The organism is Blastococcus goldschmidtiae, from assembly GCF_031845325.1.
Taxonomy (GTDB): Bacteria; Actinomycetota; Actinomycetes; order Mycobacteriales; family Geodermatophilaceae; genus Blastococcus; species Blastococcus goldschmidtiae.
The window spans coordinates 269,182-289,228 of the sequence record NZ_JAVREI010000002.1; the positions used below are offsets into that span (position 1 = coordinate 269,182).

Here is a 20,047-nt window from a genome sequence, read left to right on the forward strand (position 1 = left end):
TCGGGATCCGGGGAGTCAGCGAGCGGGGGAGTCAGGTCAGGAGGTCGGCGGCGTCGAGGTCGAGGGCGTGCCGGGCGTGCCGCTCGGCCATGGCGAGGAACATCGCATCGCCGCGGTCGGTGCGCTTCACGCTCATCGAGGCGAGGACCGCCATCGACAGCCCCGACCAGGTCCCCCGGCGGTAGTCCAGCCAGCAGTCCGCCCAGTCGTAGCCGGTCACGCCGGCCGCGACCAGGCCGTCGTGGTAGCCGCGGACGAGCCGGACCTCGGCCTCCCGCCGGACCTCGGGCGCGAGACCCGCGCCGAGGAAGTAGGCGACGTCGCTGGGCCCGTTCCCGGTCCCGCAGGTCTGCCAGTCGACGACGGTGACGACGCCGTCCGGATCGATGAGCAGGTTGTCCAGGCGGTAGTCGACGTGGGTCACCGTGACGGGCCGGTCGTCCTGGTGCCGGCTGCCGAGCCGGCCGAAGGCCATGGCACCGAAATACAGGTCGCCGGCCTGCTTCACGTGCGGCTCGAGGGAGGCGGCGTACCGCTCCTGGAAGCCGGCCCAGAGCATCGGCAGCACCTCGCGGAGCAAGGCCCCCCGGCCCTCGGGATCGCCGTGCAGCCAGTCGAGCTGCCGCAGCGCCGGGTCGCCCCACAGCGGCGCGTGCAGGTTGACCAGTTCGGCCACGGCGGCCGCGGCGACGTCGGTGCCGCAGCCCTGCAACTGGTCGCCGGGCTCGGCGGGCGCGAGGTCCTCCAGCAGCAGCACGAAGGACGCCGTCGCGACGTCGAGGTCGGCGTAGTGCAGGCGCGGCGTGCGGACCGGCAGCCGGTCGGCCAGCTCCTGGTAGAAGCGGACCTCCTTCTCGTACGACCGGAACGCGATCGCCGTGGCCCGGCTGCCCTCGTCCGCGGCGGGCAGCTTGGCCACCAGTGACGCCGGTCCGGCGTACGGCGCGTCGTAGCGCAGGTGGATCCGCACGCTGTCGCACATCTGGCCGGTGCCGAGGGGACGGACGTCAGCGGCGACGACGCGTGCCCCGGAGAGGGTGCCGGACGCCGTCAGCGCCGCGGTCAGCCACTCGGGGGTGAGGGCGTCGGGCGTGTCGGCGATGGTCAGCACGGCAGGACGCCGTCCACGTCGGTGTCGGGGAAGAAGCGGTGGTGGCGGGCGCCGGTCACCTCGTACACCGCGGATCCGGTGCGGCCGTCGCCGGTGCGCACGCGGACGACGTTCAGGCCGCCGCGGTGGAAGGGCTCGTAGGGCCGGACGAAGTCGCCCTCGGCCTCGACGTCGATCGTCCGCCCGTCGGCGAGGACGAAGCGGCAGCTGCCCGCCAGGCCGGCGACCTGCTCGCCGTTCTTGCCGTAGGCCACGACGGCGCCGTCGCGGTCGCGCCAGTCGACGTCGTAGGTGAAGCCGACGAGCGGCACCGGGTCGCTGCCGTCGGCGGCGGCCCAGCAGCCGTCGGTGTAGATGTGCGCGCCGTTGGCCAGCTCCCAGTGCCAGACGCCGAGCATCCCGTCCTCCAGCTGGATCTGGAACCAGATCCACAGCGGACATCGGCCGTGGTCGCGGATGCCCCACGAGTGGTCGCGCTGGCCGACCCACCCGTCGACCGGGTGCTCGGTGCCGCCGACGGTGTAGGTGCCCGACCACGTGCCGGACTGGAGGATGTGGCTCTGGTCCCAGACGATGCCGTCGGTCGCGCGCATCGTTCCGCGGCGCAGGCCGTAGGGCTGCGTGCGGGCGGTGAACACCAGGTCGACGCCTATGGGGCTGAGGTCGGGGTCGGCCCAGAGCCGGACCTCCTGCCACGGCTCCACGATCTCGACGCGGGCACCGGGGACCTCGGGGGTCTGCGGGTCGTCCCCCAGCGGCCGGGCGCTCCCGTGCAGGATCTGCTCGCCGCCGACCCGGCCCATCTGCAGGCTGTCCATCTTGTCCTGGGCAGGGCGCACGGCCATCGTGAAGAAGACGGCGTCCCCGCTGCCCGAGGGGTCGTGGACGTCGAAGAAGTGGCTCTCGCGCCAGTGCGGGTGCGGCGTCGCCACCGCGGGGAGCAGCTCCGGCAGCTGGTGGACGAGTTGCTCGTCGGCAGGGGTGGGACGGGCCACGGTGGTGCCTCCTCGGGGTGTGACCCGGAACACTAGCGAGCAACGCTCGCATGCGTCAGCCCCTCTCGAGGCCGTCCAGGAACGTGCGCAGCCCGAAGGCGAAGACGTCGTCGCTGCCGGGTCGTTCGTGCGCCGGCCGTCCCTCGCCCCGATCGCCCGGCGGCTCGGTGGCGGCGTCGAACGCGACCGAGCCGAGGACGTAGTCCAGCAGCGCGAGGTAGGCGGTGCGCGCACGGTCGGGCGGATGTCCGGCGGCGAGCAGGTTGTCCAGGCCGCAGGCCGACGCCCGCATCGCGTTGGGGCCCAGGATCGGCGACCCGCTGAGCGCCGGGACGACGTGCGGGTGGCTCCGCAGCACCCGCCGCAGCTCGCCGGACAGCTGCTCGACCCGCGCCCGGCCGGGGAGCCCGGGATCCGGCAGCCGCACCTCCCCGAGGACGGCGTCCACCAGGAGCACGAGGAGCTCGTCCCGGCTGGCGACGTGGCGGTAGAGGGTGGAGCTGCCGGTGCCGAGCCGGGTGGCCAGCGCCCGCACGGTGAGCGCGTCCATGCCCTCGGCATCGACCAGGGCGAGCGCCTCGGCCAGCACGAGCTCGAGCGTCAGGCCGTCGGTGTGCGGCCGGCGGCGGCGCAGCCGTTCCCCGTGCTCGTGCCACCAGTGGGCGCTTCCAGGGGGAGCGGGGGCCGCGCACACGGGGGTCAGGCTACGGCCGGAGTCCCGTCCCGGCCGCCGGTCCCACGGGGCAGCGCGCGGGGGCCGCCACCGGTGGCGGGCGTCCTCCGCCGGCCCCGGGAGAGGCGCGCACGTCCCAGAAATGTCATGCAGGTGAGTGGTTGCCGGTACGCGTGCGGGTAGGGCGGAACCGGCCCGGCGCCGCTGCGGGGTCACCGTCACGAGGAGGTCGGATGTCACGGACCGACCGCATCGCCGAACCATGGGGCTGCCGCACGCCGTACGGATCGGGTGAGCCCTGGCCGGTGCGGGTGGACAGCTACCTGGGCGACGGGCTGACCGAGGACGACGTCGACCGCTGGGTGCAGTCGGCGACGCTACGGCTACTGGGACGAACCCGACGGCCACGAGCCCGCCGGCAGGCGCGGCCGGGCGGCCGACGAGCTGACGATCACGGACTGGGACCCGGCGAGCAAGCAGCCGGTCTTCACGACGGCGGCGGCAGTGGTGAAGCGGTCGAAGAAGTCGGACGGTCCCTCCGCGGCGCCCACCACGACCGGTTCCCGGCCGCTCAGCGACGGGGTGCCGCCCACGACCGGGGGCGACGACGCCCTGTCCACCGAGGAGATGCCGACCGTGTCCCGAGGTGCCCGATGAAGCCGGGTCTGGCGATCGAGGAACTGCACCGCTCGGAGAACCACCTCGCCGGTGCGCTCCTGGCGATGTCGGACCGGCACAAGGCCGACCACGAGGTGTTCCACGTCGCCCGCGACATCGCCCGGTGGTCGCAGGACCACGTCCGTGCGCTGTCGGACATCGCCAAGGACGTCGGGCTCGACCTGGACCCCGAGCCCGGGGGCGACCCGACGATCCTGGAGAAGACCCGGCAGAAGGCCTCGGACCTGATGGGGCGACGGCCCGAGCCGGGGCTGCTGCTGGCCGACCTCCGGCACATCCACCGGGAGGCCTCGGGCACCTCGCGGGACTGGGAGCTGGTCGCCCAGGGCGCCCGGGGCGCGCGGAAGAGGCAGCTCCTCGAGTCGGCGGAGCGCTGCCACCCGGAGACGCTGCGCCAGGTGCGCTGGGCCAACGGCAAGCTCGAGGAGTCCGCGATCCAGGTGCTCGTCAGTTGAGCGGCGAGGGCCGGGACTCCTCGACCGGCACGAGGGTCGTGCTGCGGCCGCTGGCCACGCCACTGCCGCTGGGCTTTCTCGCCCTGTCGCTGGCCACCACCATGTTCAGCGCCCTGCAGCTGGGCTGGATCGACCCTGACCAGGGTCGGGTGGTGGCGTACACCGCGTTGTTCGCGGCCGCCCCCCTCCAGCTGCTCGCCGCAGTCTTCGGTTTCCTCACCCGTGATCCGGTGGCGGCGACCGGCATGGGGATCCTCGCCGGCACGTGGGCCGTCGCGGGCCTCACGACGCTGACCAGTCCGCCGGGCGCCACCAGTCAGGGTCTGGGCGTGCTGCTGTGCGTCGCGGGGACGGCGATGCTCGTCCCGGCCGCCGCGGCCGTGAGCAGCAAGATCGCCCCGGCCGTGGTCATGGCGCTGACCGGCACCCGGTTCGTCGTCACCGGCGTCTACGAGGTCACCGCCTCCGCGCCCTGGAAGACGGCGGCCGGCTGGGTCGGGGTGGCCCTGGCCGTATTCGCGGTCTACACCGCCCTGGCGCTGGAGCTCGAGGGGGCCAGGGAGAAGACCGTCCTCCCGCTCGGCCGCCGCGGGCCCGGCCGCATCGCCATGGCCGGAGACGGTGCCCTGGATGCCGCCGACCTGGCGCGGGAGGCGGGGGTGCGGCCGCAGCTGTGATCCCGGCCGGTCCGGCTGGGTGCCGACGAGCGCCATGTCGGTTCCGTGACGGAGGCCCGGGACGTCGTTTTCCTCCCGCCGGCCCCGGGCAGCGGGAGAACTCCGGGCTGGACGCGCACGACCGGAGGTGGGCGGCGATGTCGACCAGGAGTGCTCGGCCGGCTTCCGTGGCCGGCGTGATCGCGCTCCTCGTCACCGGCTGCGGTGGCGAGGCCCCCGACGTCGACGACCGCGGCGCGCTGGACACCGGCGCGGCCGTCAGCCGGGACCTGGGTGTCCTCCAGGCGCAGCTGGCGTACCCGCACGACGGCGTCTACGACGTCGGAGAGGACGCCGCGCTCTCCCTCGTGGTCGCCAACACGGGGGACACCGACGACGACCTGCTCGACGTCCGGGGCCCGGACTTCGCCGATGCGCTGCTGACCGTCGACGGGGTCCCGGGAGTGATCCGGATCCCCGCGGACGACACCGTCCACATCGGCGCGGAGGGCTTCCCGACCGTCCTCCTCCGGGACGTCCGGACGTCGTTGCGCTCGCCGGAGTCCATCCCGGTGACGCTCGTCTTCGCGGAGGCCGGCGACCTCACCGTCGCTGCGGTGGTCGCCGCCGAAGACCAGGAGGACCCGGCGTTCGGCGCCACCGACCCTCCCGGTTGACCCGCGGCTCCCGCGTCGTTGCAGTCGCGTGGCACCGAACTTGCGGTCGCGTGTCAGTCGCGGCAGGGGCGAAGCCACCGGGGCCGCCCGGGGCAACCGTGGAGCACGGCGTCGCAGCGACCGCTCGGTGGATGCGACGGATCGCCCGCAGACATGAGGAGAGCGCCATGCCGGAGACCGAGGCCCCGCCGTCCACCGTCCGTCGGCGGCTTCCTCCCGACGCGCGTCGGCTGCTGCTCACCATCGACGACGAGCTGTGCGCGCACGGCCAGATCATGCGTGGGGCACTGGCCGAACTCGCCGAGGTGCGGCGTCGCCGGGCGGAGCTGATCGACATGGAGTCGGCGCTCGTCGTGGCCCTGGAGGCACGCGTCCGGCGCATCGACGACCTGCTCGACGACCGGCTGGCGGTAGCGGGGGAGAGGGGCGGTGCACCTGCCCTGCGGCCGCGGCCCGACCCGCGGCCCGACGCCGTGCGGTGAGCGTCCTCGACGAGGGCCGACGGCCCGGACGGGTCCGCGGACGGACGCCGCGATGACGACCGTGCGGGCCGGGTCGGCACCGTCGTCATCGCGCCGGCGCTGACCGGGCCGGCTCCTGGTGGCGCGGTCAGCTGGCGGGTGCGCCGGTCGACGTGGGCGGCGTGGACGGTGCGCCGTCCGGATCTTCCGGATCTTCCGGGTCGTCCGGCGGGCCGGTGGTCGGTGACGGCGAGGGAGTCGGCGTGGCAGGCGCCACCGACGCGTAGTCGTCCCGCTCGACCGGGCTCGCGGTCAGCCCCTCATCGGTCGGCACCTCGACCGGCGCCCCCTCGACGGTGAAGCGGACCCCGGTGACCGCCGGGAGCTCGGTGAGGGACCAGACGACCTGGGCCACGGCCAGCAGCTGGTTGCCGCCGGTGAGGCCGGTGAAGCCGCGGGTGAGCGTCAGGGTCACGGTGCCGTCGGGCTCCGTTGCCTCCACGCCGACCAGCTCGGGCGCCAGGGCGGTGCGGATCCCGTCGGCTGCCTCGATGCGGGTGGGCCCCTCGAGGAGCAGGTCCAGGACGACGGGAGTCGTCCGTGTCGTGGTCCGGCGCACGACGGGGGTCAGGTCGGCGCCGCGGATCAGGTAGAGGGTGACCAGCGGACCAGATCCCGAGCTCCCGATGCCGGGCGCCGACGCGGGAGCGGGGTCGGTGGACACCTCCTCCGGGCGGTCGTCCGGCGCGACGCCGCACCCGGCGACGAGCACGGCCGCCAGGGCCGCGAGGAAGGCCCGCAGCAGGGCGGCGCGCCGGCTCACGGGGTGATCTCCACCGGGAGCACCACCGTGAACCGGGCACCGCCCGAGGGACTCTGGTCCACGGTGACCGTCCCTCCCATGGCATGCACGTGACGGGCCACGAGGGCCAGCCCTAGCCCGGCGCCCTCGGTTCTCGTCCGGATGCTCCCGGCACCCCGGGCGAACCGGTCGAAGACGCGCGCCCGCTCCTCCTCGGGAACCCCGGGACCGGCGTCGTCGACCATCACGCAGACGGTGTCCTCCCCGCGGGCCACGGTGACCCCGGTCAGCCCGCCACCGTGCTTGTCGGCGTTGTCCATGAGGTTGCCCAGCACCCGTTCCAGCCGTCGCTTGTCGGCGTCGATCACCACATCGGAGGCGTCGGCGTCCACGTGCACCGGGGCGTCGTCCCGACCGGCGAGCCGACGGCGGGCCAGCGCCTCCTGGACGAGTGCGGCCAGCCGGACCTCCTCCACCACGAGGTCGGCGTTGCCGGCATCGGCGCGGGAGATCTCCAGCAGGTCGGCGACGAGCCGCTCGAAGCGGTGCATCTCCGCGCGGAGCACCGCGACCCCTTCCTGCCCGTCGGGCGGGAGGTCGTCGGCGGCGGCCTCCACGAGGTCGAGAGCGCCGAGCATGGCCGTCAGCGGGCTCCGCAGCTCGTGGCTCACGTCCGCGGCGAACCGGGCATCGGTGCGGACCCGGGCCTCCAGGGCGGCCACGGTGTGGTTGAAGGAGGTGGCGATCGGGGCCAGCGCGGGGTCGCCGCGGGAGTCGATGCGGGCGGAGAGGTCCCCCTCCGCGATGGAGGCGGCGGCCGCGGCGATCCGGTTCAGCGGTCGCAGGGCCGGACCGGTGACCCACCACCCGACCGAGAGCAGGAGCGGGACGAGGCCGGCGACCGACAGGGTCAGCACCGCGGCCAGCACCCGGTACGTGTTGTCGAGCTCCTCGAGCGGATAGATCTCGAAGTACGCCTCGTCCAGGTTGGTCAGGGGGATGCCGACGGCCATCAGGGTCTCGCCCTGCACCGCGATCCGCTGCCGGGCGGGGGTGCCGGAGAGCACCGTCTCGGCCAGCGCGTCGGGGAGGTCGTCGCGGCCGATGGACAGCGACGAGGTCAGCCATTCGCCGTCGTCGACGTAGAGCGAGACCGAGCCCGTCTCCCGCGGCAGCTGGGCCAGCACCTGCGGCACGGACAGGCCCTCGGTCCCCAGGGCGCGCTGCACCTGGGCGCCGTTGGCCGCCGTCTGCACGAGCGTGGCCCGCTCCCGCTGGACGAGCAGGTACTGGGACACGGCGACCCAGACGGCCACCGCGAGGACGGCGCACAGCACGCTCGTGACGACCGTGAACGCCAGCGTGGCCCGACCGCGCAGGGTGTGGACGGGGACGCGCCACCGCCACGCCCACCGCCGCTCGCCGCGGGCCTGCTCCCGGTCGAGCTCCTCGAGGTCCGGGGCCGGCGCCGGCTGCGGACGGGACCGGGTGGTGGTCACGCCGGGATGCGGTAGCCCATGCCGCGGACGGTGGTGACCACCGTGGGCTGCCCCGGATCGTGCTCCACCTTCTTGCGCAACCGCCGCACGTGGACGTCGACCAGGCGGGAGTCGCCGAAGTAGTCGTAGCCCCAGACGCGCTCGAGCAGCTCCTCCCGGCTCATGACCCGGCCCGGCTCCTCGGCGAGCTCGCACAGGAGGCGGAACTCGGTGCGGGTCAGGTTCAGCGCCTGCCCACCGCGGGTGACCGTCCCCTCCTGCGGCGCTATCTCCAGGTCGCCCACGGTGATGCGCAGCCGTGGCTCCGGCGCGCGGGTGCGGCGGGCCAGCGCCCGGATCCGGGCCGAGAGCTCCTTGGCCACGACCGGCTTGGAGACGTAGTCGTCGGCGCCGGCCTCCAGGCCCGCGACGACGTCGTGGCTGTCGGCCCGCGCGGTCACCATGATGATCGGCACGTTCGACGAGCGGCGGATCTCCCGGCACACCTCGAACCCGTCCATGCCGGGGAGCATGAGGTCCAGCAGGACGACGTCGAACTCGTGCTCGCCCACCCGCGCCAGCCCGGACTCGCCGCTCTCGGCCTCGGTGACCTCCAGACCCTCGCGCTGCAGCGTCATCTGGAGGATCCGGCGGATGCGGGGGTCGTCCTCGATGATCAGCACGGAGCGGGGCACAACCAGAAGTGTGCCCACGTACGTTCCTTTCGCACCACAGAAGAAGGGTGCTCCGCACCGGTGTCCGCCGGGTTCCCGGCGTCCGAGCGGGGTGACCTCCCGGGCGCGGGTCCATGCCGACCGGCAGCCGATGTCGCAGATCCGTCATGTCGCGTGCCGCGAGCGGGCGCCGATGTGACGGTCGGTTGACATCGCCACCGCCGATCCGGCGCGGGGGCGGGCCCGACGTGGGCCCGGCGGTCACGCGGCCTGCACCTGCCGGGTCCACCGGGCGATCTGATCGGCCACCTCGGCGGGGTGGGCGAGCGGCAGCATGTGCCCGGCGTCGGGGTACTCCACGCGCTCCCCGTCGGGCAGCGCGTCGAGCAGTTCCCGCAGCTCCTCCTCGGTCACCTCCGGGTCGTGGGTGCCGTGCAGGATGAGCGTGGGCATCGCCAGGGAGGGCGCCAGTCGCGTGCCGTCGTGGTTGAGGCTGGCCAGCGTGGTGGCGGAGAGCGCCGGTGCGCGGGTGGTGAGGAAGCTGTCCCGGACGTGCGCCACCACCTCCTGCGAGGCGGTCGGGCCGACCCCGATGCGCCGGACCATCCGGTCGGCGACCCACTGCGCCGAGCGGATCCGCCGGCCCAGTCGCGTGGTGGCGCGCAGCACCCCGAACCAGGTGCCGCGCACCCCGTGCGCGAGCACCGGGGGAAGCCCGCGCACCGGCAGCCCCGGGGCGGTGACGCCCGAGCCGCCCGAGCCGGCGAAGACGACCCCGGCGGTCCGGTCGAGGGCGTCGGTCTCCCGGGCCGCGGCCAGGATGATCCCGCCCCCGAGGCTGTGGCCGACGAGGACGGCCCGCCGGCCGTCGGGCAGACACGAGCGCAGTACCTCGGCGAGGTCACGGGCATGGGCCTGCAGCTCGTAGCCGCCCGGGCCGGCGCTCCCGCTGCGGCCGTGGCCGCGCAGGTCGTACCGGACGACGTGGTGGCGTTCGGCGAGCCGGGCCGGGACCTCGCCCCAGGAGTCGGTGGACATGCCCAGGCCGTGCACGAGCACCACGGGGGATCCGTCCGGCGGGCCGGTCCGGGTCACGGCCAGGGGCGTGCCGTCGAAGGACGGGAGGGAGGACATGGAACTCCTGCGGGTGTCGGGGTCGGTGGTCGAGGGTCATCCGTCGCCGGGACGGAGCTCGAAGAACGCCACCTGCGGTGGGGCGTTGATCCGGATGGGGGCCAGGCTGAAACCGATTCCGCAGGTCACGAACATGCGGTTGCCCTCGGCCCCGTAGCCGGCAGGCGCCCAGCCGTCGGCGACGATCTTCTCCTCGTCGGTCAGTGCGAGATAGCTCCACCGCGGGGTGCCGGGCAGGGTCACCTGCCCGCAGTGGGTGTGGCCGGCGAGCACCAGCGGCGCCGTGCCGGCCGGGAACTCGTCGAAGACGGTGGGGTTGTGCATGAGGACGACGCGGGGTGCGCCGTCCGGGACGTCGGCCAGCGCGGCGTCGACGTCGGCCAGGCCGGGCCGGTCCGGGCCCACCCCGACGACGTGCAGCGCCTCTCCCGAGGCGGTCCGCAGCCCCGGCACGGGGACCGACTCGTTGCGCAGCACCGGCACGCCGGCCTCCTCCAGGGCGGTGGTGAGCTCCTCCGCGCCGTCGACGGCGTGGTCGTGGTTGCCGAGCACCGCGTAGGTCGGGATGCCCGACTCCAGCAGGGGACCGAGCAGCTCCAGCAGCACGTCGACCTGCGCCTCGACGCCGGGATCGGTGCTGTACAGGAAGTCGCCGGCGAGCAGGGCGATGTCCGGCTCCTCGTCGACGATCGTCTCGAGGGAGCGCTCCACCATGCCGGTGTTGGCGAACCACATGCCGAGCTGGAAGTCCGACACCACCGCCACCTCGGTCCCGGCCAGCTCCTCGTCGACGTGCGGCAGCGGCACCTCGGCGTGCACCTCGTCCAGGACGAGCCGCGGCTCGATCAGCACGCCGTACACGAGCAGCAGGGTGAGCAGCACGCCGAGCGCGGCGCCGATCCTGAGCAGCCAGCGGCGCATGTCTCGTCGTTCCTCTCGTTCCTCTCGTTGCGACCGGAGCGTGGGCGCAGGCCGGTGGCGGTGGCTGTGGCGGGGCGTGAGGTCAGTCGGCGTTCTCGAGGACCTCGACGTCCTCCGCGACGATGTAGGGCTCGTCCTCGAACTCCTCGAACACCGGGCCGTCGAGGTCGACCCCGAGCTCCTCCTCGACGTCGGTGATCACGAACCCGTCCTTCACCGTGCCGGTGACCTCGACCGTGGCTCCCGGGGTCAGCTCCTGGTCCTGCTCCGCGCCGACCACCAGCAGCGCCTCGACCGAGACGTCGCCGGTTCCGCCGATCGTGAAGGCGTCGGGCCGGACCACCTCGTCCACCGCGGCGGTGAGGGTGACCTCCTGGTCGGCGTAGTCGTCGATCGACTCGAAGAAGTCGACCTCGTACCGGCCCTCGTAGGGACCGTCGGCCAGCACCTCGTCCTCCGGCACGTCCTCGATGTCGGCGCCGGAGTCCGTGTTCCCGCAGGCAGCAACGCCCAGGGCGGTGGCGACGGCGAACACCGCGGCGGCGGTGCGGGAAGTGGTCGTCCTCAGGGGCCGGGTGGTGCGCATCGGTGTTCCTCCTCGGGCCGGACGGTTCCGGCGATCGGTTCCGGGTCCACCGGGCATGCCCGGCCGACGCGCCCCGATCCGCTACGGACCGGCTTCGTCACCCGTCTGACAAGGAAGCCCGCCGGCGCCGAGGGCCGTGTGACGGACAGGTGACGAGGGGTGGGGTCAGGCGGCGCCACGCTCCTGGCCGTCGGACGGCGTCACCGTCTCCAGGTGCCGCACCTCGACCTGCAGGTGCTGCACGCGCGCGTCGGAGAGGCAGCCGCGCAGCTCGCGCCGGTCGAACTCGTCGAGCCCGGGGTGCAGCCGGAAGGTGAAGACCCCCTCGCTCAGGGCCACGAAGGAGTCCTCGACGACGTCGGAGTTGACCAGCAGCCGGCAGGTGCTGACCAGCCCGCGGGTCATCTCGGGGCGCACACCGGGGTCTTCCTGCTTGACCTCCGCAGCGACGACCACGTCGGTGTAGGAGCCCTCGGGCTGCTCGACGCTCACCGTCATGAGCTCCGCACGCAGCGCCAGCAGGCCGGCCGTGCCGAGGGCCACCACCACCAGCCCGATGAGCAGCTTCTTCACCGCGGGCTCCCGCCGGCCGGGCCCAGCAGGACCTCGAGCCCGGGGTCGGCCTCCCGGCCCACGCCGGCGAGCACCTCGCCGGGGGAGGGCACCAGCGGGGCGACCGGGAACGACAGCCCGCGCAGATCGCCGGCCAGGTCCTCCTCCACGCCGGCCCGTGCGGCCGAGCCGGCCACCCGCTCGACCAGCCAGGCCGCACCGGAGAGCAGCACGCCGCCGCCGATCAGCAGCGGGATGAACACGCCGACCCGGTCCGGGTCGTGCGGTGCCAGCCAGCGGAAGCGTGGCAGCTCCACCGGAGCGGCGCGCAGGTGCTGCAGCGCGTCGTCCGCCCGCGAGGGGGCCGACACGGTGCGCTCGAGCCGACCCAGCCGCCGCAGGACGAGCGCGGTGGACATCCCGACCAGCGCGGCCAGGAAGAGGATGCCGACCAGCAGGGCGCGGTGCCACTCCCACCGGTAGACGTACACCAGCACGTAGCCGCCGGAGGCGAGCAGCGCCAGCGTCCCGGTCGTCCAGATGACGGGTCTCACGACGGGTCCTCCTCGATCTCTCCGGTGTCGCCGTCCACCCGGACGACGGTGCCCGGTTCGTAGCGGTCCAGCGCCCCGGCCGCTCCGACGACGGTGGGGACGCCGGCCTCGCGGGCCAGGATCGCCAGGTGAGCCAGCACGCTGCCGGTCTCGGCCACCAGACCGGCCAGCCGCGGCAGCACCGAGGCCAGCGAGGGATCGAGCGTGCGCACCACCAGCACCGACCCCTCGGGCGCATCGTCCCCGTGGTGGACCGGGCCGCGGCCCCGGCCCCCGCCGGCGCCGGCGGCCGCCGCACCGCCGGCCACGACCACGGGTGCGCCGGTGTCGCTGACCCGGAACCGCGCGGGCAGCGGCTCGCCCGGCTCGGGGCGTTGCGGTCTCGCCGTCGCCGCCGGGTCGCGTACCAGCGACTCCAGCTCGCGCAGCGTCAGTCCGCGCACGTCCTCCGGGTGCGGCAGCCGGCCGGCCGCGGTGAGCCGAACGCCCAGGGCCCAGGCCGCCCGCACGCCGGCCTCCTGCAGCCAGCGCGTCCGGAGGCGCAGCGCCTCGCGCAGCAGGGCCGGGTCGTCGGCGTCCACCCGTTCGCGGTCGGGAGGCGGCGGCACGTCGGCCGGGAGCAGCGGGGAGGGGCGGATCTGCGGGGGGCTCAGGGCGAGGACGACGGGATGCTCGGCCACCGTCCGCTCGTCGGGGAGCCCGGCCTGCCGCGCGCGGGCCAGGACGTCGAGGGCGACGCCCACCCCCGTCGTCCGCGGGCGCTCGGGATCGACCAGCAGACCGACGAGTAGCTCGTGCGCGTGCACGGACACCAGCGCCGGACCGGTCCGGTGCAGCAGCCCCAGCAGCTGGGCGTCGTCGAGGTCGTCCAGGGGCGGGACGGCGGCGAGCGCGGCGTCGGCGGCGGCCACGATGTCTCGGCTGAGCGCCGGCAGCGCCGCCCGCAACCGGCCGACCCGCCAGGAGGCGTGGAGGCGGCGCAGGCCCGGCCGGGGGTCCAGCCGCCGCAGGATGCCCGACCGCCCGGCCTTCGGCTCCAGCAGGTCCAGGTCCACGGCGACGTACCCGCCGACGACCGCGACGACCGGCGAGTCCGCCACCTGGGCCTCCGGCGCGGTCCCGGTCAGGAGCAGCGCGCGGGCCAGTGCGGTGCGCAGGGGCTCCACCCACAGATCCACCTCGAGCGGCTGGAGCGGCTCCGGGAACGTCTCGGCGACCGGTCCGGGTCCCAGCACCGGGCCGACGGGCCGTCCCCGGGGTTCGGCGGTGACCGGGCGGCTCTGCAGCAGCCGCAGCCGGCCGTTCCGCTCGTAGGCCCACTCGACGTCCTGCGGACCGCCGAAGACCTCGGCGGTCCGGGCGGCCAGGGTGGCCAGCTCGCGCAGGCGCCCGCGGCTCAGCCGTGCGCCACCCTCTCCGCGGTCGACCTGCACCGATCGTCCGCTGCGGTCCAGTTCGTACCGGTCGCCATCCACCTGGCCGCTGACCAGCCGGTCGGGGCCGCCCTCCGTGGCGGCCACGACCAGCCGGTCCTCCCGCCCCGAGACGGGGTCGATGCCGAAGAGGACACCCCCGCAGTCCACGTCCAGGAGGGGCTGCACCAGCACGGCCAGCGGCTCCTTCCCGGTCAGCACGTCGCTGCCGGCGGCCGCCTGCTCGCGGGAGGCGATCACGACGTCGACGGCCCGGCGGAACCCCTCCAGCCCGCGCACGTCCAGGACCGACTCGAAGCGGCCGGCCATGGAGCTGTTCCCGAGGTCCTCGACCGTCGAGCTGCTGCGCACCACGAGGGGCAGGGCGCCGTCCTGCGACAGCTCGCGCCAGGCCTCGGTGACCTTCTCGGGCAGGCCGCCGCCCTCCGCGATCCGCTCGCAGGCCGCGGTGGTGATCGCGAAGCCGCGCACGATGGGCAACCCGGCGCCGGCCGCCGTCGCGAGGGCGGCCGCCTTGGCGCCGGTGTCCGCCGCGTCCGCGGCGGACGGGGCGTGCAGCCAGACAGCCGGCGGTCCGTCGGCGCCGGTGGCGGCGTCGCCGCGGTCGGCGGAGGGAAGTGAAGGCACCCGGGCGGCTTACCCGCCTCCGGGCGACGACGCGGATCGTCGCCGGAAGGTCCCCGGATCGACGCACAGCCGTCATGGACGGACGGCGCCGGCTCGCGCAGCCAGGGGAGGGGAGGAAGCCGGCGGGAGCGGGGAAGGGTGCACCGGATGTCGTTCCCGTGACAGAGCCGGTGCCCGGGTTGCCGGTCCGGCCCGGGCGGGCACGCCCGGGCCGGGCCGCGGCGTCCGTCGTGGGCCCGGGTCCGCTCATCGCACACGAGGAGACAGCGCCATGCCGAGCCTTTCGCCGCGACGACCCGCGGGACGACGTCCGACCATCGCAGTGCTGCTCGCCGCCGCCGTGGCCGCGCTCCCGGCGTGCTCCGAGGACACGGTCGACGCCGGAACGGGCAGCGACGCGCCGGACGTGCGGGGTCCCGACGACCTGCAGGACCCCTACGACGGCGAGTACGGCGAGGACTTCCGCGACGACATCGCGGGCTACGAGGGCCAGGAGGTCACCCTCGAGGCAGCCGTCGACCAGGTCATCTCGCCGGTCGCCTTCACCATCACCGCCCCCGACGGGGACGACGTCGAGCCGACGCTGGTCATCGTGGAGGAGCCCGTCATCGATCTCGCCCCCGGTGCGGAGGTCGTGGTCGCCGGCGTGCCGCACGAGGAGTTCGACCTGGCCGCGGTCGAGGAGGAGCTGGGCGCGGAGCTACCCGAGGAGGAGCTCGAGGAGTGGGACGACGAGCCCTACGTCCTCGCAGGCATCGTGGAGCCCGCCCCGGCCGCCTGATCAGGACGGGGGCCGCGGCCGGACCACGGCGCGCGACGGCCCGGGCGATCGCTCGCCCGGGCCGTCGCTCTGTGCGGGTGGTGGTGCTGTGCGGGTGGTGGTGCTGTGCGGGTGGTGGCTACTCGGCCAGCCAGACGTGGCCCCACATGGCCGTCGCACCGGGGACACCGTTGCCCGGTGTGCCGTCGGGGAACTCCCAGCCGCCGACGTTCTTCACCTCGTCCTGCACCGCGATGTCGGTGAGGGTGTAGCCGGTGAAGAGGTTCGGCACGTTCTCCGAGACGTCCAGGCTGATCTCCTCGACCGCCGCCTGGCGCTCCTCCAGGTCCGTCGTGGACCGCAGGATCTCCAGGTTCTCGTCGATCACCGCGCTGGTGTAACCGGTGAAGTTCAGCGCGCCCGGGGTGAACGCGTCCTTGAGGATGTAGTACGGGTCCTCCTCGGAGCTGAACCGGAAGCACTGCACGTCGTAGTCCCGCGCGATGGCGTTCTGGATGTGGGCGGCCTGCTCGACGGTGGTGAGGTCGACGTCCATGCCGATCCCGTTCCAGAAGGACTGGTAGAGCTGGGACAGCTCGTTGAGGCTCGGGTCGGGCGGGCAGGCGTAGGTGAAGGAGATCGGGGAGCCGACCGGCTGCCCGTCGGAGCGCTGCGGGTCGTTGATGTACTCGTCGTAGAGCTCCTGCGCCCGCTCCGGGTCGTAGTCCGGGAAGGCCTCCGCAGCGTCCTCGGAGTAGAAGGGGCTGTCCGGGCTGAAGTACTGGGTGGCCTCCGGGGTCAGGCCCGTGCCGCCGAGGACCTCGATGAGGGCCTCCTGGTTGACCGCGTGCCCGAGGGCCTGCCGCACCCGGGGGTCGTCGAACGGCGGCTTGGTGGTGTTGATCAGCGAACCACCGCTGTTGTTGCCCAGGTACTCGTAGTTGTCCACGCCGTCCAGGTCGCGGGCCCGGGCGATGGTGCTCTGGCGCAGGGACTGCATGGCCTGGATGTCACCGCTCTGCAGACTGGCCAGCCGGGTGTCCTCGTCGGGGATCGGCCGGAAGGTGATCCCGTCCAGGTAGGGCAGGCCCTCCTGCCAGTAGTCGTCGTTCCGCTCGACCACGAGGTCGTTGTCGCGCTGCCAGCTGACGAACTCGAACGGACCGGTGCCCACCGGGTTGGCCCCCGCATCCTCACCGGCCGCTGCCGCCGCCGTCGGCGAGAACGGCCACCCCGGCGACTGCGTGAGCACGTCGGGGAACGCCGCGTTGGTGTCGGCCAGGTTGTACCGGACCGTCAGGTCGTCCACGACCTCCATCGAGGTCACGTCGGACAGCGATGCCGCCACGTTCGACGTCGGAACGGTGAGGTACTCGTCCCAGATCGTCTTGAGCGCCTGGGCGTCGAGCGGGGTGCCGTCGTGGAACTGGACGTCCGGCCGGAGCTTCAGCGTCCACTGGGTGAAGTCCTCGTTGGGCTCGATCGACTCCGCCAGGTAGGGCTTGAGATCGCCCTCCTCGGTCCGCTTGACCAACGGGTCGTAGATCGCGTACGCCACCGAGGTGCCCGGGTTGCCGAAGGTTCCCTCGCCGGGCAGCCAGCTGTTGGTCTCCGCTTCCAGGCCCACCTCGATGGTGCCGCCGGTGACCGGGTCACCCTGCTCGGAGAAGTCGTCCTGCCCGACGGCCTGCGGCGTGCCGCCACCGTCGCCGCCGTCGCCGCCACCGCAGGCAGCGGTGCCGAGGAGGAGACCCACGAAGCCGGCGGAGGCCAGCGTCCGCTTCCAGACGCCTGTCCCCAGTCGCGGATGTTCTCTCATGTGCTCACTCCTGACCTGATGGGCGCGCGAACCGCGAGTCCGTGCCGGCGGGTCCGGCGGGTGGACGTACGAGCGCCCCGAGGTCCGTTCCGAGCGCACCCCCTTCGTACCGACGGCGACGGCGAAGTCCGATGGCAGGACACCGACAGTTGTGTGTCATCGCCGTCATCGGGCGGGCATTCCTGGCGAGCGTCACCCTGCTTGCGCCCAACCGCCGCTGCCCCGAAGGTCGGGGCCGGGAACCCCCGCCCGGCACGACCGAGGAGACACTGTGATCGACGACGTGATCGCCCGCTGGCACCGGTACATGGACGGTGAGCTCCCCGGCGGCCTGGACGGGCTGCTCGCCGACGACGTCGTCTTCTTCTCGCCGGTGGTCTACACACCGCAGCGCGGGAAGGCCGTGACGACGCAGTACCTCGAGGCGGCGAGCCGGGCGCTGGCGGGTGAGCCAGGCGGCGCCTTCCGGTACACGAAGGAGGTCCTGTCCGGTGACACGGCCGTGCTCGAGTTCGAGACCACGGTGGAGGGCAGGTACGTGAACGGCGTGGACATCATCTGGTGCGACGACGCGGGCCGGATCGTCGAGTTCCGCGTGATGCTGCGTCCCCTGCAGGGGATCCAGGCCGTGCACGAGCAGATGGGCCGGCGGCTGGCCGCGGGCGGCTGACCCGCGGCGACGTGCCCGCGCACCGGGCGCCGTCGCGTGGTCGCTGGCAGGGTGGACCGCATGGCCACTCCCTCGTCCGTCGTCGTGGTGACCGGTGCGAACGGGCTGGTGGGCACCGCGGTGTGCCGCGCCCTGGCCGCCCGGTCGGCGCAGGTGCGTGCCGTCGTCCGCCGGGCAGGCAGCGCGCCCCCGCTCGAGGGGGTCACCGAGCACGTCGGCGACTTCGCCGACGAGAGCATCGCCCGCGCGGTGACCCGGGGCGCCGATGCGGTCGTCACGACGGTGCACCCGATGGGCTCGTCCCGGGAGGCGCAGCACCGGGTGGGGGTCGAGGGCACGCCGGTCATCGCCCGCGCGGCGCGGGACGCCGGCGTCGCCCGGCTCGTGCACGTGTCCACGGCCGGCGTGTACGACCGCTCGACCGGGGTCGGCGACGTCGCCGAGGACGGCGCCCTCCTGCCCGAGGGGAGCGGCGCCTACCCCGACACCAAGAACGCCACCGACGCCGCGCTCGCGCAGATCGACGGGCTCACGACCGTGCTGGTCCGCCCGCCGGCGATCGTCGGCGCCGGTGACACCTCGGTCTGGAACACGCTCCGGCCGCGTGCCGTCCGGGACGGCGACCGCCGGGCGAACCCGGCGCAGACCTGGTCCTGGGTGCACGTCGACGACCTGGCCGAGTTCATCGCGGACGTCGCCACGGGCGCCGTCGCCACCGCCGACGACGCGCAGCGCGGTCCGGCGGCCGGACGGGCGACGCCGGTCATCGTGGCGGGCGAGCCCGCCACCTGGGGCGACTACCTCGGCACGGTGACCGACGCGCTCGGCGTCGACCCCGAGTGGACCGACGAGCCGGCGTGGACCGGGCAGCTGCGCACCGACCGCGCCCACGGGTGGGGCTGGTCGCCGCGGGTGGGCCTGGCGCAGGCCCTGGACGAGGTGCGCCGGGGCCTGGCGCGTCCGTGACGGCACCGGCTCCGAGAGCCGGCGGTCGTCCCTCAACCGGCCGCCGTGCAGCGCCGGATACCGGTGCCGGGATACTGCCTGTGCCCGGGACCGCCGCTGGTCCCGTGGTCGAGGAGGTCCCTGAACGTGCCCAGAGCCCTGCTGCTGGAGAACATCGACCAGGTGGCGGCCGACGCCCTCCGCGCCGCCGGTTTCGAGGTGGAGTCGCGCCGGGGGGCGCTGGACGAGGCCGACCTGGTCGAGGCGCTCGACGGGGTCGACGTGCTCGGCATCCGGTCCAAGACCCAGGTGACCGCCGACGTCCTGCGTCGTCGTCCGGACCTGTGCGCGGTCGGGGCCTTCTGCATCGGCACCAACCAGATCGACCTGACCGCGGCGGCTGCCGCGGGTGTGGCGGTGTTCAACGCCCCGTACTCGAACACCCGCAGCGTGGTGGAGATGGCGCTCGCCGAGATCATCATCCTGGCCCGGCGGCTGGTGGACCGGGACCGGGCGCTGCACGCCGGGACCTGGGACAAGTCCGCGACCGGCAGCCACGAGATCCGCGGGCGCACCCTGGGCATCGTGGGCTACGGGAACATCGGCAGTCAGCTGTCGGTGCTGGCCGAGGCGCTGGGCATGCGGGTCGTCTACTACGACCTCGAGGACAAGCTCGCCCTGGGCAACGCGGAGCGCTGCAACACCCTGGAGGAGCTGCTCGAGCGGGCGGAGGCCGTCACGCTGCACGTGGACGGTCGCGGTGGCAACGCCGGGTTGTTCGGGGCCGAGCAGTTCGCCCGCATGCGCCCGCGCAGCCTGTTCCTCAATCTCTCCCGCGGGTTCGTCGTCGACCACGAGGCGTTGCGGGACAACGTCCTGAGCGGCCACATCGCCGGCGCCGCTGTCGACGTCTTCCCGGAGGAGCCGCGTGAGCAGGGCGACCCCTTCGACTCGGTCCTCCGCGGCCTGCCCAACGTCGTCCTCACCCCGCACGTCGGGGGGTCGACCCAGGAGGCGCAGTACGACATCGGACGCTTCGTCGCCGGCAAGCTGGTCGACTACAGCCGCTCGGGCACGACGACGCTGAGCGTGAACCTGCCCACCGTCGTCCTGCACGGCTCCTCGGCGGCCCGGTTCGCGTTGCTGCACCGCAACGAGCCCGGCGTCCTGGCGCGCGCCGACGCACTGGTCGGCGAGCACGGCCTGAACGTGGACGGGCAGGTGCTGGCCACGCGCGGGGGGCTGGGCTACGCGGTCACCGACGTCAGCGCCCCGCTGCCCCCGGGCCTGGTGGCCGCGCTGCAGGCACTGCCGGAGACCGTCCGCCTGACCGTCGGACCCGCTCCCGACTGATCCGCAGCCGCCGCACGGCGGTGGCACGGGTCG

Annotated in this window: 22 protein-coding genes; 8 read left to right on the top strand and 14 right to left on the bottom strand. The window is 74.1% G+C overall.

The annotated features are described in order from the left end of the window. Positions 1-31 precede the first annotated feature (31 nt). The 4 genes from RM425_RS06020 to RM425_RS06035 form a co-directional block, all read right to left on the bottom strand. Positions 32-1,111 (bottom strand): phosphotransferase family protein, encoded by a 1,080-nt coding sequence (locus RM425_RS06020; RefSeq protein ID WP_311344277.1) that lies wholly within the window; start codon positions 1,109-1,111, stop codon positions 32-34. After that, positions 1,105-2,106, bottom strand: a complete 1,002-nt coding sequence (locus tag RM425_RS06025) for a hypothetical protein (RefSeq protein WP_311344278.1) — start codon at positions 2,104-2,106, stop codon at positions 1,105-1,107. The genes RM425_RS06020 and RM425_RS06025 overlap by 7 nt, the downstream gene beginning before the upstream one ends. 55 nt (positions 2,107-2,161) lie before the next feature. Then, positions 2,162-2,800 carry a TetR/AcrR family transcriptional regulator gene (locus RM425_RS06030; RefSeq protein WP_311344279.1) on the bottom strand — a complete coding sequence of 213 codons (639 nt, stop codon included), beginning with the start codon at positions 2,798-2,800 and terminating at the stop codon, positions 2,162-2,164. 362 nt (positions 2,801-3,162) lie between these two features. Further along, entirely contained in the window at positions 3,163-3,399 is a 237-nt protein-coding gene (locus RM425_RS06035) for a hypothetical protein (RefSeq protein WP_311344280.1), read from the bottom strand. A 33-nt stretch (positions 3,400-3,432) separates the two neighbouring features. Here RM425_RS06035 and RM425_RS06040 point away from each other — a divergent pair, with 33 nt between their 5' ends. The 4 genes from RM425_RS06040 to RM425_RS06055 all read left to right on the top strand — a co-directional run bounded on the left by RM425_RS06040 (position 3,433) and on the right by RM425_RS06055 (position 5,727). Further along, entirely contained in the window at positions 3,433-3,912 is a 480-nt protein-coding gene (locus tag RM425_RS06040) for a hypothetical protein (protein WP_311344281.1), read from the top strand. Continuing rightward, the gene (locus tag RM425_RS06045; RefSeq protein WP_311344282.1) at positions 3,909-4,589 is read left to right on the top strand and encodes a GPR1/FUN34/YaaH family transporter; all 681 of its coding nucleotides are present in this window, start codon (positions 3,909-3,911) and stop codon (positions 4,587-4,589) included. The genes RM425_RS06040 and RM425_RS06045 overlap by 4 nt, the downstream gene beginning before the upstream one ends. 176 nt (positions 4,590-4,765) lie before the next feature. Then, the gene (locus tag RM425_RS06050) at positions 4,766-5,245 is read left to right on the top strand and encodes a hypothetical protein (RefSeq protein WP_311344283.1); all 480 of its coding nucleotides are present in this window, start codon (positions 4,766-4,768) and stop codon (positions 5,243-5,245) included. A 167-nt stretch (positions 5,246-5,412) separates the two neighbouring features. Beyond that, positions 5,413-5,727, top strand: a complete 315-nt coding sequence (locus RM425_RS06055; protein WP_311344284.1) for a hypothetical protein — start codon at positions 5,413-5,415, stop codon at positions 5,725-5,727. Positions 5,728-5,854: 127 nt separating this feature from the next. Here RM425_RS06055 and RM425_RS06060 read toward each other — a convergent pair whose 3' ends face one another. The 9 genes from RM425_RS06060 to RM425_RS06100 form a co-directional block, all read right to left on the bottom strand. Beyond that, positions 5,855-6,529 carry a GerMN domain-containing protein gene (locus tag RM425_RS06060; RefSeq protein ID WP_311344285.1) on the bottom strand — a complete coding sequence of 225 codons (675 nt, stop codon included), beginning with the start codon at positions 6,527-6,529 and terminating at the stop codon, positions 5,855-5,857. After that, complete coding sequence (locus RM425_RS06065) at positions 6,526-8,007, bottom strand: sensor histidine kinase (protein ID WP_311344286.1); 1,482 nt, start codon at positions 8,005-8,007, stop codon at positions 6,526-6,528. Before RM425_RS06065 ends, RM425_RS06060 begins: the two co-directional genes overlap by 4 nt. After that, on the bottom strand, positions 8,004-8,681 hold the full coding sequence (locus tag RM425_RS06070; protein WP_311344287.1) for a response regulator transcription factor: 678 nt from the start codon (positions 8,679-8,681) through the stop codon (positions 8,004-8,006). Before RM425_RS06070 ends, RM425_RS06065 begins: the two co-directional genes overlap by 4 nt. Positions 8,682-8,921: 240 nt before the next feature. Continuing rightward, positions 8,922-9,794 carry an alpha/beta fold hydrolase gene (locus RM425_RS06075; protein WP_311344288.1) on the bottom strand — a complete coding sequence of 291 codons (873 nt, stop codon included), beginning with the start codon at positions 9,792-9,794 and terminating at the stop codon, positions 8,922-8,924. Positions 9,795-9,830: 36 nt separating this feature from the next. Beyond that, complete coding sequence (locus tag RM425_RS06080; protein WP_311344289.1) at positions 9,831-10,715, bottom strand: metallophosphoesterase; 885 nt, start codon at positions 10,713-10,715, stop codon at positions 9,831-9,833. 82 nt (positions 10,716-10,797) lie between these two features. Then, entirely contained in the window at positions 10,798-11,301 is a 504-nt protein-coding gene (locus tag RM425_RS06085; protein WP_311344290.1) for a hypothetical protein, read from the bottom strand. Positions 11,302-11,466: 165 nt separating this feature from the next. Further along, on the bottom strand, positions 11,467-11,874 hold the full coding sequence (locus RM425_RS06090) for a hypothetical protein (protein ID WP_311344291.1): 408 nt from the start codon (positions 11,872-11,874) through the stop codon (positions 11,467-11,469). Further along, the gene (locus RM425_RS06095; protein ID WP_311344292.1) at positions 11,871-12,407 is read right to left on the bottom strand and encodes a hypothetical protein; all 537 of its coding nucleotides are present in this window, start codon (positions 12,405-12,407) and stop codon (positions 11,871-11,873) included. The genes RM425_RS06090 and RM425_RS06095 overlap by 4 nt, the downstream gene beginning before the upstream one ends. After that, the gene (locus RM425_RS06100) at positions 12,404-14,467 is read right to left on the bottom strand and encodes a PEP/pyruvate-binding domain-containing protein (RefSeq protein WP_311344293.1); all 2,064 of its coding nucleotides are present in this window, start codon (positions 14,465-14,467) and stop codon (positions 12,404-12,406) included. The genes RM425_RS06095 and RM425_RS06100 overlap by 4 nt, the downstream gene beginning before the upstream one ends. A gap of 271 nt (positions 14,468-14,738) precedes the next feature. On the opposite strand from RM425_RS06100, the gene RM425_RS06105 reads away from it, so the two are divergent. Further along, entirely contained in the window at positions 14,739-15,248 is a 510-nt protein-coding gene (locus RM425_RS06105) for a hypothetical protein (RefSeq protein WP_311344294.1), read from the top strand. Between the two features lie 118 nt (positions 15,249-15,366). On the opposite strand, the gene RM425_RS06110 is transcribed toward RM425_RS06105, so the two are convergent. After that, the gene (locus tag RM425_RS06110; RefSeq protein WP_311344295.1) at positions 15,367-17,046 is read right to left on the bottom strand and encodes an ABC transporter substrate-binding protein; all 1,680 of its coding nucleotides are present in this window, start codon (positions 17,044-17,046) and stop codon (positions 15,367-15,369) included. Between the two features lie 271 nt (positions 17,047-17,317). On the opposite strand from RM425_RS06110, the gene RM425_RS06115 reads away from it, so the two are divergent. The 3 genes from RM425_RS06115 (at position 17,318) to serA (ending at position 20,014) form a co-directional block, all read left to right on the top strand. Further along, the gene (locus RM425_RS06115; protein WP_311344296.1) at positions 17,318-17,716 is read left to right on the top strand and encodes a nuclear transport factor 2 family protein; all 399 of its coding nucleotides are present in this window, start codon (positions 17,318-17,320) and stop codon (positions 17,714-17,716) included. Positions 17,717-17,776: 60 nt separating this feature from the next. Next, positions 17,777-18,682, top strand: coding sequence for an NAD-dependent epimerase/dehydratase family protein (locus tag RM425_RS06120; protein ID WP_311344297.1), 906 nt, complete (start codon positions 17,777-17,779; stop codon positions 18,680-18,682). Between the two features lie 126 nt (positions 18,683-18,808). Beyond that, positions 18,809-20,014 carry a phosphoglycerate dehydrogenase gene (gene serA / locus RM425_RS06125; protein ID WP_311344298.1) on the top strand — a complete coding sequence of 402 codons (1,206 nt, stop codon included), beginning with the start codon at positions 18,809-18,811 and terminating at the stop codon, positions 20,012-20,014. Positions 20,015-20,047: the final 33 nt, after the last annotated feature.